Annotated in this window: 9 protein-coding genes; 8 read left to right on the top strand and 1 reads right to left on the bottom strand. The window is 56.8% G+C overall.

Annotation, left to right across the window (positions count from 1 at the left end):
- The 7 genes from BCM02_RS01635 to BCM02_RS01665 all read left to right on the top strand — a co-directional run bounded on the left by BCM02_RS01635 (position 1) and on the right by BCM02_RS01665 (position 9,108).
- The gene (locus tag BCM02_RS01635) at positions 1-843 is read left to right on the top strand and encodes a helix-turn-helix transcriptional regulator (RefSeq protein ID WP_148927308.1); all 843 of its coding nucleotides are present in this window, start codon (positions 1-3) and stop codon (positions 841-843) included.
- 97 nt (positions 844-940) lie between these two features.
- Positions 941-1,930 carry a quinone oxidoreductase family protein gene (locus BCM02_RS01640; RefSeq protein ID WP_148927309.1) on the top strand — a complete coding sequence of 330 codons (990 nt, stop codon included), beginning with the start codon at positions 941-943 and terminating at the stop codon, positions 1,928-1,930.
- A 264-nt stretch (positions 1,931-2,194) separates the two neighbouring features.
- Entirely contained in the window at positions 2,195-4,753 is a 2,559-nt protein-coding gene (locus BCM02_RS01645; protein ID WP_187433956.1) for a putative bifunctional diguanylate cyclase/phosphodiesterase, read from the top strand.
- Positions 4,740-5,990, top strand: coding sequence for an ABC transporter substrate-binding protein (locus BCM02_RS01650; protein ID WP_148927311.1), 1,251 nt, complete (start codon positions 4,740-4,742; stop codon positions 5,988-5,990). Before BCM02_RS01645 ends, BCM02_RS01650 begins: the two co-directional genes overlap by 14 nt.
- Positions 5,991-6,217: 227 nt before the next feature.
- Positions 6,218-7,186, top strand: a complete 969-nt coding sequence (locus BCM02_RS01655) for a DNA polymerase beta superfamily protein (RefSeq protein ID WP_148927312.1) — start codon at positions 6,218-6,220, stop codon at positions 7,184-7,186.
- Positions 7,187-7,200: 14 nt separating this feature from the next.
- Entirely contained in the window at positions 7,201-8,013 is an 813-nt protein-coding gene (locus BCM02_RS01660; protein WP_187433957.1) for a DNA polymerase beta superfamily protein, read from the top strand.
- A gap of 114 nt (positions 8,014-8,127) precedes the next feature.
- Entirely contained in the window at positions 8,128-9,108 is a 981-nt protein-coding gene (locus BCM02_RS01665; protein WP_148927314.1) for an aldo/keto reductase, read from the top strand.
- Between the two features lie 113 nt (positions 9,109-9,221).
- Here BCM02_RS01665 and BCM02_RS01670 read toward each other — a convergent pair whose 3' ends face one another.
- Positions 9,222-9,698, bottom strand: a complete 477-nt coding sequence (locus BCM02_RS01670) for a DUF2975 domain-containing protein (protein WP_148927315.1) — start codon at positions 9,696-9,698, stop codon at positions 9,222-9,224.
- A gap of 382 nt (positions 9,699-10,080) precedes the next feature.
- Between BCM02_RS01670 and BCM02_RS01675 the strand changes: the two genes are divergently transcribed.
- Positions 10,081-11,496 (top strand): alpha-L-fucosidase, encoded by a 1,416-nt coding sequence (locus tag BCM02_RS01675; RefSeq protein WP_148927316.1) that lies wholly within the window; start codon positions 10,081-10,083, stop codon positions 11,494-11,496.
- Positions 11,497-11,536 lie beyond the last annotated feature (40 nt).

An 11,536-nucleotide genomic window follows, 5' to 3' on the forward strand; every position in this document is an offset into this window, starting at 1 on the left:
ATGGCATTGGCGAATCAGAAGAATAAAATACTCGGACAATTTCTGAAATCCCGCCGCGAGCGGATGAATCCGGATCGGGTCGAGATGGCCAGCCGCTTCGGAAGACGTAGAACGCCGGGATTGCGGCGGGAGGAGGTGGCCCAGCTGGCGGGCGTCAGCATCACTTGGTATACATGGCTCGAGCAAGGCCGAGTCGCGTTCGTGTCCAGAGAGGTCATCGACGCGGTCAGCAGAGCGCTGCAATTGTCCGCCGAGGAATATGCCCACTTGCTTCGGCTTGCGAATTACGAGGGCGCTGCGGACGCGAAGCCGAGCGAGGTCGACGTGAATCTCGACCTTCAGCCGCTGATCGATCAGCTGGACTATCCGTCGATCATCGCCAATCATCGCACCGAGGTGTTGGCGTATAATCGGATGGCCAACGAGGTGATCGCTGATTTTGACGCCATGCTCCCCGAAGATCGCGTGATGACGCGACTGCTCTTCGCCGATCCGAACATGAACGAACAATTGGTGAATCGGGACGAAGTCCGGGACTATACGATCGGCGTCTTTCGCATGAACCATGATCAGAAGCCCGACGATCTCTGGTTTGACGCCTTCGTCCGGGAGATGTGCCTGAGAAGCGAAGAGTTCGAGCAGAAATGGCGGCTGCACGACGTTCGGCAGAAGCAAGCGATCATGTTCGCGTTCGATCATGCGGAGCTAGGACGGCTGGACTTTCAATTAAATTCGTTCTCCAACATTAACGGAAATCCGGATTTGCACTGCTGCATCTTCGCTCCCGTCGCCGGTACCGATACCCCGCGCAAAATAGCGGCATTGCGGTCTTCCGCGCGTTAGCCTGTTAGTCTGGATACCTGCATAACCGCAAACTGGTTGCCTCCTTGGATCAGCTCTATAATCAAGTCATTCCCAACCACCAAGGAGGCCATCCACTATGAAAGCCATTGTTATCGAACAACCAACAGGTTCGGCAGGCTTGCGCTACCGCGAGCTGCCCGATCTTCAGCCCGTGCCGGGCATGCTGACGATCGACGTCGCTTACGCGGGCGTCGGTTATTTCGAAGTGCTGCTCAGCCGCGGCGAATTCGACGCCTTCTTCCCGATGCCGCTAACGCCGGGTCTGGAAGTGTCGGGTTATGTGCGCGCCATCGGAGAAGGCGTGGAAGGATTCTACGTCGGTCAACCCGTCGCCGCGATGACGCTCCATCAGATGAACGGGTACGCCACCGTGGCGAACGTCCGGCCGGATCTGACGGTTCCGCTCGATCAATTGGGGGCGGACTTGGATTTGGCGACGGCGGCTGCCGCCATTGTCAATCTTACGACCGCTTATCTGGCTATCCGGGACGTCAATCGCTTGCGTTCCGGCGACGACGTGCTGATCCATGCGGCGGTCGGCGGTTTAGGCAGCTTCTTGGGACAAGTGGCGAGACGCTTGGGCGCCGGCAAGGTGTTCGGAACCGTCGGCAGCGCCGAGAAAACGAAGCTAGCCGCGACGTTCGGCTATGACGAATTATTCCTCCGCTCCGAGTTTGTCGAACAGACGCTTCGCGCAACGGACGGAGCAGGCGTGCATGCCGTCTTCGACCCGGTCGGGGGCGCGATGCGCAAGCAAAGCTTGGACGTGCTTCGCCCGCTCGGCGAGCTCGTCGTCGTCGGCAATGCGAGCGGGGATGAAGATGTATCGCATTCGTTCAACGGGATCTGGCTGTCCAACCGGAAGGTAGCGGGCTTCACATTAGGCGGCTTAAGCGACAGCAACCCGGTCGAGACCGGGCAAGCGGCGAAGGAAGCGCTAAGCATGCTGGCCAGGAAAGAGATTCATGCCGAGATTGATGGCGTGTATCCGCTGGAGAAGGCGGGCGAAGCGTTGGCGCGTCTCGAAGAAGGGAAGACGGTCGGCAAGCTCGTGTTGCAAATGTAACGGCCGTTATCCTTCATCATTCATGATGGCAAGGCATCCATAATCACGAGAAGAAATCCGCTAATCGAGCGGATTTTTTTGCTGTTCGCTTCTTTCTCCAAGGGGCGCTCTTTCCCGTTGGGATCGTCTTAACGGAAACGCTAGATTTTGTCAGTTATAACGCTGGATGGAATGCCGATATATACAGGAGAGTTTGCCGAAGGAAGAAGTGAACCACGAATGAGAGAATTCCGTACCGCGGATCGGCGGTTGATTAGAAAGACTATGGCATCGGTTTTGCTTGGCCTTGTCGCAGGCGTGTCCTTGGCGGCGCCCATCGATCTCGTGCTGGGCATCGAGATTTATTTTGCCAGCCTATTCTTGTATTCCGCGCTTCAGATAGGCGGTTGGCGGCTAGCGGCTGGAATCGCGGTCATCGTGCATGCCGCGGGTGTTGCGCTGCAGCTGGAGTCTCTCCTCCAGGCGGGACTGTCGTTGCTGGAATACCTGTGCGTCATCCTATGGACGTTGCGCAAGAAGAAAGGGTATCTGACGCCGGTCATGCTGTTTTGGCTAATCGCGGGTCTGCCCTCTTTCCTCCTCATGCCCGTCTTGACGGACAATGCGTTAACCCCGATGCTCATGCTGCAGATGGTCGTGATCGTGGTGAATGCCATGTTCAATGCGCTGGCTATCGACGTATGCTCCACGTATGTCCCCTATTTGAGAGCGAAAGGGGCGGGCCGCGTCCGATTGGCGCGCGTGTTGTTCGATCTGATGGTGTTCAGCATTATCGGGTCCTCTTTCTTGTTCATTATCAACACCGGCCAAATCGCGGAACGGAACATGATGAGCGAGATGAACGATCAAGCCGATTTGACGTCGTCGCTGATCGAGAATACCTATAATCAGTGGTCCGACGACGAGAGAGAGGCGCTCGAGCTTCGAAGTTTGCTTCAGATCGGCTATTTGCAGGAGATCATCCGCCAAGCATCCGGGACGACGGTGGATCAAGCCGCTTTATTCGATGACGATGGCACCTTGATGCGCGGCATGAATTTCGAAGCGGTCAATCGGGCGCTGCAATGGCTGGGTGAGGGAAAATGGCGACCGCTGACGGGCGAGTTGTCCAGGTGGGAATCGGAGGCGCCGGCGTCGGAGCTGCCGGACACGTACCGAAGGGACGCAGCTTACGTGTATCGGCTGGAATTGGCGCCTTACACGGTGTTGCTGCGCATGTCCACCGAGAAGTACGAACACGAGGCGGTCATTTACTTTCTGTCCCAGTCGGTCAACGTTCTCTATATCGCGCTGACCATCGGTTTTCTTGCTTTCTTCCTGCATCGTTTCGTCATCCGGTCGATCCGCTTGCTCGCGGCGATGACGACGGATTTGCCGCAGCAGATCCGCTCGGCCAAATCGACGGAATGGTTCGATTCGAATATCGAAGAAATTCATATTCTTGTTCAGAATTTCTCCTTCGTGACGGAGAAGCTGAAGCAAATGCTTCGCGAATTTAGAAATTTGGCGCATCACGATCCGTTAACGGGACTCTCGAACCGGCGGCACTTCAACGAATTCGTGCATGAAGAACTGGATATGCGGGATGCGGCGCTGCAAGCGGCGGCGTATATGTTCATTGATCTGGACCGGTTCAAGCCGATCAACGATAAATACGGGCATGCGGCCGGAGACGAGCTGCTCGTGCAAGTCGCGAATCGATTGCGGGCCTTGGCGGGGGAAGAAGCGTTCATTGCCCGTCTGGGCGGAGACGAGTTCGTCATCGTCCTGTTAAATCGGGAAGAGGCGGACGTTCGGGCATTGGCAGTGGCGGTCCGCGCGATTCTACACGAACCATTCGCCCTCACGCAAGAAGAGGTGACGATCGGCGGTTCCATCGGAATTAGCTTGTACCCGCAAGATGGAAATCATGCGGAAGCGTTGATTAAGCATGCCGACATCGCGATGTACGTGGCGAAAGAACAGCGCCAAAGCTCTTACGTCTTCTACGGCGAAATCAAATCGCGGCCGACGTCCAGACTGCTGAATCTCAAGCATGAGCTGCCGCTTGCGATCGAACAGCAGGAGATTATGCTCCATTATCAGCCCATCGTCGACGCGCGTTCAGGCCAGCCGGTGATGATGGAGGCGCTCGCGCGCTGGTTCCATCCGGATCACGGATACATTTCCCCGCTGCAATTCATTCCTGCCGTCGAACAGAACGGGATGATGGGATTGCTCGGCGAGCACGTGCTGCGGCTCGCTTGCATGCAAGCGAAAGCTTGGATGGACGAAGGATACGCCGAGCTGCGGATAAGCATCAACTTGTCCAAATCTCAGCTAGCCCAAGACGCGATTGCGGATCTCATCGAGCGTACGCTGCAGGAAACGGGATTGCCCGCGTCCATGCTGGACATCGAGGTGACGGAGGAGGCATTCGCGCATGAGCTAGACCAGGTCGTTGCCACGCTTCGCCGGCTTCGGGAGCAAGGGATCGTCATTTGGCTGGACGATTTCGGCACGGGTTATTCCTCGCTTCACCTGCTGGATCGGCTGCCCATCGACGGCATCAAGCTCGATCGCGACTTCGCGCGGCGCTTGACGGAGGAGAACCGGGCGTTCGCCATCGTCCGTCATTTGACGAACTTGGCCGCGGAACAAGGATGGCAAGTCATCGGAGAAGGCATCGAAGACGAAATAGCAGGCCAATTGCTGGCGAAAGCCGGATGCACGCTGCATCAAGGCTATCATTATGGCAAACCGATGAGCGCCGACCGGCTTGCGGCATGGCTGCAAGGGCAAAAGGGGAACGCTAAAGGAGGAGTTGCGGATGAAACGAACTAAACGATGGACATGCTTCATCCTTGGAGTCGCGCTACTGGCCGGCTTTGCCGCGGTGTTCGGCTTCAAGAGCGCATCCGACTCCTTCTCCGCCTACTCGCCGATTCCCGCAGCCGCGAAAGAGATAGAGACGACAAGCGGCGATGCCGAGGGAGAGCTCCGCATCTTGGCGGCGATCGAAGCGCAAGACTGGATCGTCGCGGAATACGAGAAGCGGTATCCGAACCGCAAGATCGCGTGGGAGTATGCGACAGGCGAGGATTTCGTGCATAGGCTGGCCGCTGATCCTGTTCCGGATCTTATCATCGCCGATAACAACCAAGCCAATTCGCTCGTAGCTTTGGATTTGTTCGAAGATCTCGGGCAGGCGCCTTACTCGGCCGCCGCGCGCATACAGAACGAATGGTTCAAGGGCTTGACCTTGTCTCCGTTTCGTTCGATGGACGGGAATTCGCTCATCGCCGTCCCGAAGGACTACCCGTTGCAAGGTACGTTCTACCGGGCGGACATACTGGCGCGATACGGTTTTCCTTCGGAACCGGAGGCGCTCGCATCGTTCATGGAAGACCCGGCCAATTGGCTGCGGATGGCGGAGACGCTCCAAGCCGAAGGACACTCGATCGTAAGTTACGGCGTGGACATTCTGAACATCGGCGCGGCGGGCAAAGGATATTTCACGCCTCAGGGCAGCTTCACGCGCAACTCGCCCGAAATAAAGTCCGTCGCGTCCGCGATGATGGAGGCGGAGCGGAAGCAACTGCCGTCGAATTTGAACATGTGGGACGAGATTGGCCGGCAAGCGATCCGCGACGGGCGGCTGATCATGCTGTATATGGGCGAATGGGGATGGGACCAGCTGAAGGAATGGGCTCCCGGACAAGAGTCTCGGTGGGCGTTCACTCGGTTACCGTTCCAAGCTTATGGCATCCATGGCGGATCGTTCTTCTCCATCTTGAAGAACAGCGGGAAGAAGACGGCGGCATGGGATTATATTCGGCTCTCGATGGAGTTGGAGACGGATTATCGCGTGAACCGCCCCGGCTGGCAATGGATGTCCGAGGTTCCCGATTATTGGCCATCGCCGTTAGCCGGAGAGGCGGAGGCAATATGGAACAAGGAGCTCCAAGCCTCCCGTCCCGCCGGGATTACGGCGAATCAATGGTTGAACGCGATCGAGGCGCGCATGATGGAGCAGCTGGATGGCGATCTGCAGATCCTACGCGACGTTGTCTACCCGTGAAGGACGTCGAACTTATAAATCCGACCGGATAGTAGAGAACCGTTGCGTTATGCAGCGGTTCTTTATTTTAGTTAACTTGGTGTTGTTAAGAGAATTATCGTTGGATTGCGTAAGACAGCAACACGGTCCGAATTCGATACGCCATGAATCGATTGCAAAAAAAGGAACGGATAAGGGACAATGGAATAAGTATGGAGCTACGATAATCGCAGGAGGCAGGTGAAGCGATGGTTACATTCAATCACATGACGGCAGAGGAACTCCAACAGTATTTTGAGCCGCAAACGATACTTCGCACGATAACGGGTTCGACCTCCTACGGACTGAATACGGCAACCTCCGACGTGGACGAGAAGTCCGTCGTTATTCTCCCGAAGCGGGATTGCTTCGACTTGTCGCAAGAGTTCGAGACCGTGGTCGCTCATGAGCCGGACCATGAATATCACGCGCTCAAGAAGTTCATGAATCTGGCCAACACGCAAAATCCGACGGTGCTCGAAATTTTGTTTACGGAGGATCGATTCGTGACCAAAATCATGAAGCATGGCGAGGAGCTGCGCAAGCATCGCGAGCTGTTCCTAAGCTCCGCCTGCTTCGACAGCTTCGGAGGCTACGCGCGTCAACAGCTGATGCGGATTAAGAGCGGTCTTGGCCGGGCGACGATCGAGGACAACCTCACATATCTGACCGAGACGCTGGAACGGATCATTCGGACCTTCGATCTGCATTATCCCGGCTATAAGGACGGCGTGTTCGCGATCCGCGGCGTCAACGTCGACGACGACGGCAAGGCGGCGATCGGTCTGACGGTCCATTACGACGGCTTGGAGCTGAAGCAGCTGGCCGGCATGACGGCCGAGCTGACGAACGCGAGCAAGAACTTCAATAAGATGGGCGCGCGCAACAAGCGGCCGGATGAGAAGCTCGAGAAGCATGCGATGCATCTGATCCGCTTATTGAAGATGGCGATCGAAGTGTTAACCACGGGCAAGCTGAACGTGTATCGGGAGAAGGACCGGGACGAACTGTTAAGCATCCGGCAAGGGAAATATACGTGGGATGAGATATTCGAGATGGTGGCGGGGCTGGAGACGCGGTTACGCGAGGCCAAAGCGGCGACGGTGCTGCCCGCCGCGACGGATTCCCGCAAGATCGGGGAACTTTATTCCGATCTCATGATAGACTGGTACGGCTGAGGAGGCGAATGGCCATGCTCGACAAGGCAAAACGATTTATCGCGGACAGAACCGGATCGGCCGATCTGGCGGACGGACTCATCTATGTCTGCCAAGCCGGCTCCGTCATTAGCGGGACGAACGACGAGACGTCGGATCTCGATTATCGGGGCATCGTGTTCTTGGACGCGAATTACTTCCTCGGACTGAAGAGCTTCGAGCATACGAAGCTTGTCGGCGGTACGGGGAAAATCAACGCGGCGGACGATCTCGACATCGAATTGTTCAGTCCCCGCCACTTCATTAAGGAAGCTTACCATGGCGAGATCGTGCCGTTCGAAATGATGTATGTGTCCGAGCGGTTCCAGCTGCTCCGCGACGACCGGGTGCTGCCGATTCTGGAAGCGCGCGAACTCTTCTTGTCCAAGGCGTTGGTCAAGCGGTATATAGGCTTCATTAAAGGGTGTTGCAAGCGCGCCTTGGTGCCGGCTGACAGTCTGAAGCGTCCGGACAAAATCGCGCGCGCCGAACGCTACGGGTACGAGACGAAGGAAGCGATGAACGCGATCAAATGCGCGCGCCTTATGATCGAGCTGCTGGACACCGGCGATATTCGGCTCTATCGCCGCGATCGAGAGGATTTGCTCGAAATCAAGCGCGGCAAATACAAGCGGGATGAGTATCTCGTCATTATCGACGATCTGATCGCGGAAGCGGAGAGCAAACTGCATGCCAACGCCAAGCTGGGGAACATGCCGGACTTTGATCAGGTGAACGCGTTCTTGAAGGATTATACGATGTGGCTCTATAAGCTCGGCTGGCATGATGCTGCGGGCAATCTTTCCTAAACAGCTTGACTTGGAGTCCACTCCAAGTGCGATAATAGCAGCGATCTGCACAATATCGTCAACATAGAGAAACGGCTAGCGGATACTCTCGATTCCGAAAGCGAGGAACAATCTTTGGAATACGTGAAACTCGGCAATACCGGTCTGGATGTCTCTCGGATTTGTCTGGGCTGCATGAGCTTCGGCGACGTCGAGCGGTGGAATCATCCATGGCTGCTGGATGAAGAGAACAGCCGTCCGTTCATCAAGAAGGCGCTGGATCTGGGCATTAACTTCTTCGATACGGCGAATATTTATTCCACCGGCGCCAGCGAAGAGATCGTCGGACGCGCGCTCAAGGATTACGCGAACCGCGACGAGGTCGTCATCGCGACGAAGGTGTTCTTCCGGATGAGTCCGGGTCCGAACGGGGCAGGCCTGTCCCGCAAAGCGATCCTGAGCGAGATCGATAACAGCCTGAAGCGGCTCGGGACGGATTACGTGGATCTGTACCAGATTCACCGATGGGATTATAACACCCCGATCGAAGAGACGATGGAGGCGCTGCATGACGTCGTGAAAGCCGGCAAAGCCCGATACATCGGCGCCTCGGCCATGTACGCGTGGCAGTTCCAGAAGGCGCTGCACGTCGCGGAACGGCATGGCTGGACGCGGTTCGTCGCGATGCAGAACCATCTCAACCTCATCTACCGCGAAGAGGAGCGGGAGATGATGCCGCTGTGCCAAGAGGAGAAGATCGCGGTCATTCCATACAGCCCGCTCGCGTCGGGCCGATTGGCGCGCGAGTGGTCCGTCGTCACGCCGCGCTCCGAGACCGATCCCGCCCAGAAAATGAAATACGACGCCACCGCGGACATCGACCGCGTCATCGCGGACCGGGTGAGCGCCATCGCGTCGCGTCGCGGAGTCCCGCGCGCCCAAGTCGCGCTCGCGTGGCTGCTGCAGAAGCAGCCGGTGACCGCCCCTATAATCGGCGCGACGCGAATCGCCCATATCGAAGAGGCGGTAGGGGCGCTCGAAGTCTCGTTAACGCCGGAAGAGATCGCGTCGCTCGAAGAGCTGTACGTGCCGCATAAGGTGGTAGGCGCGCTGTAATCGCAGACCGCGACCGAAGAACATATTCCTTGCAGCAGCATCAACGGGGGGTCCCGAAAGCCATCGATCGATGACTTTCGGGACCCCCCTGTTCGCGTTGGCCTATTTTCTATTCAGACCATCAAATCGTGAATGGCTTTCATGGCGATGGCTTCCTGCCACACCCGCCCAAGCACGTTGGCCAAAAAACCGATGGTCAACGAAGCAACGATAACGAACAATCCGAGCGCGGCGAGACCCGGGGCGTCGTCTTCCTGCGCGATCATCAATAAGCACGGCATAAAGGCCGCGTACAACATGCTGATAGCTGCCGCACAGGTTTTGATCTTTCTCAGCCCGCTTATCGTCGATTCCGAGAACGCAAGGTTCTCGTCAATCAAGCGTAATAGTCTATACGCCTGATGCAACGCGATGAAGAACGGAAACGCCGTCGCATACAATCCGATGATAACCGGATATAGCCAAATGGCCGGAAAGCGCTGAGCGGCTTCGTTCGCGACCGAGGGCAAACCGATTAGGCACAAGGCAAGTACCGGGATGGCCGTCAAAACAACCGCCGCTTTCAAGAAGAAAATGGTTCCTCGCTGCATATCGTACACCTCGATTCTCTATTCTCCTTTGAATTTAACATGACAATTATCGTAAATCAATATATACAGATTGATTAAAGATATACTATTGTTGTTTATCTTTCATCGTCGAGCATCTGGTCGAACCTGGGCAGGGTCGATACGATTGTCATTATGGGGTATTCTTCCAGGAGCTAGATCAATTTTGACATATTGCCATGATCCGAAAATCCGCTGCTCCATCCGACAAAACAGCTTGTCCACGGAAAAAAGCGTTCTTGCGGAAAATCACACATTGAGCGGGGAAGAGGCGCTCGTTATGCTCATGAAGAGCATAACTGCAAGTAGACGACAAGCGGCGGATTATCGATAAACAAGGAAAAAAGGGCAGGGAGGAATATCCATGAACGAGACGACCGCGCAGCGGACAACCGAACAGGAGGAGCAGCAGCCCTCGCACGAAGTCGCGCAAGGCGTGCACAATTTCAGCAGCGAGGCCGAATGGGTGAAGCCGGACGACCCGCTGCTGCTGGAACGGCTGGAATGGTTCCAAGATCAGAAGCTGGCGCTCATGATGCATTGGGGGCCGTATTCGCAGCTGGGTCTGGTGGAATCATGGGCGCTCAGCGACGAAGACGGCGACTGGTCCAGGAACGACATCGATTGGACCGACGATATGGAGGACTTCAAGCGCCAATATTTCGACCTGAACAAGACGTTCAATCCGATCCGGTTCCAGCCGGACGCATGGGCGAAGGCCGCGGCAGAAGGCGGGTTCAAGTACCTCATCTTCACGACGAAACATCATGACGGATTCTGCATGTGGGATACGCATACGACGGACTACCGGATCACCGGACCGAATACGCCTTTCCACGCGCACCGCTACGCCGACGTGTGCCGGAATTTGTTCGACGCGTTCCGGTCGCAAGGACTTGCCATCGCCGCTTACTTCTCCAAGGCGGATTGGCATACGCCATACTACTGGGCGCCGGGCATGGCGCGCGGCCGCCATATGTGGCGCGGTCCTTCGTATGATCCGAAGACGCATCCATGGCTGTGGGAGCGGTTCGTGCAATTCACGCACGAGCAGATCATGGAGCTGATGACCCGCTATGGCCGAATCGACGTGCTATGGCTGGATGCCGGGTGGGTCAACGCCGAGCGGCGGGAGCAGGACATCCGGCTGGGAGAGGTGATCGGGCGAGCGCGAGAAATTCAACCTTGGCTGCTGTCGGCGGACCGGACGGTAGGCGGACCGTACGAGAATTACGTGACCCCGGAGCAAACGATCCCCGATCGCCCGCTGCACGTCCCGTGGGAAAGCTGTATTACGATGGGCAGCTCGTTCTCCTTCGGGTACGGCGACCGGTATAAATCGGCTCGTCAGCTGGTACATATTCTATTAGAGGTCGTGGCCAAGGGCGGCAATCTGGCGCTGAACGTCGGACCGCAGCCGGACGGCCGGCTTCCCGCGGAAGCGATGCAGCGGATGAAGGAGCTCGGCGTCTGGATGAAGCGCTACGGCGAAGCGGTCTACGGGACGCGGATCTGCGCGCCGTACTTCACCCGCTCCTGCGCGTTTACTCGCAAGGGAGAGACGGTATACGGTTCGTATCTTTATCCAAGCGAGGAGTCGCCGGTTCCGGATTATGTGCCGCTCCCTTACACGGAGCCGGTGACGGCGGTGGAGTTGGTCGGGCAGGCGGGCAAGCTGGATTTTACCCGGACGGAGGACGGACTTCTCGTGAAGCTGCCGCTTGGCGAACGAACGGAGAAAGCCCCGATCGCGCACGTGTTCCGGTTGACAGCTGTATAACGCGTCGCGGCATCATTCGCTTATTGGCCCGATCCTGTCG

Source organism: Paenibacillus methanolicus (genome assembly GCF_008124765.1).
In the GTDB taxonomy this organism is placed as follows: domain Bacteria; phylum Bacillota; class Bacilli; order Paenibacillales; family Paenibacillaceae; genus Paenibacillus_Z; species Paenibacillus_Z methanolicus.

What these genes read in the sequence shown, in the direction of transcription:
- BCM02_RS01635 (WP_148927308.1), top strand. Translation starts at nt 1, where the DNA reads ATGGCATTGGCGAATCAGAAGAATAAAATACTCGGACAATTTCTGAAA.
- BCM02_RS01640 (WP_148927309.1), top strand. Translation starts at nt 941, where the DNA reads ATGAAAGCCATTGTTATCGAACAACCAACAGGTTCGGCAGGCTTGCGC.
- BCM02_RS01645 (WP_187433956.1), top strand. Translation starts at nt 2,195, where the DNA reads ATGGCATCGGTTTTGCTTGGCCTTGTCGCAGGCGTGTCCTTGGCGGCG.
- BCM02_RS01650 (WP_148927311.1), top strand. Translation starts at nt 4,740, where the DNA reads ATGAAACGAACTAAACGATGGACATGCTTCATCCTTGGAGTCGCGCTA.
- BCM02_RS01655 (WP_148927312.1), top strand. Translation starts at nt 6,218, where the DNA reads ATGGTTACATTCAATCACATGACGGCAGAGGAACTCCAACAGTATTTT.
- BCM02_RS01660 (WP_187433957.1), top strand. Translation starts at nt 7,201, where the DNA reads ATGCTCGACAAGGCAAAACGATTTATCGCGGACAGAACCGGATCGGCC.
- BCM02_RS01670 (WP_148927315.1), bottom strand. Translation starts at nt 9,698, where the DNA reads ATGCAGCGAGGAACCATTTTCTTCTTGAAAGCGGCGGTTGTTTTGACG.
- BCM02_RS01675 (WP_148927316.1), top strand. Translation starts at nt 10,081, where the DNA reads ATGAACGAGACGACCGCGCAGCGGACAACCGAACAGGAGGAGCAGCAG.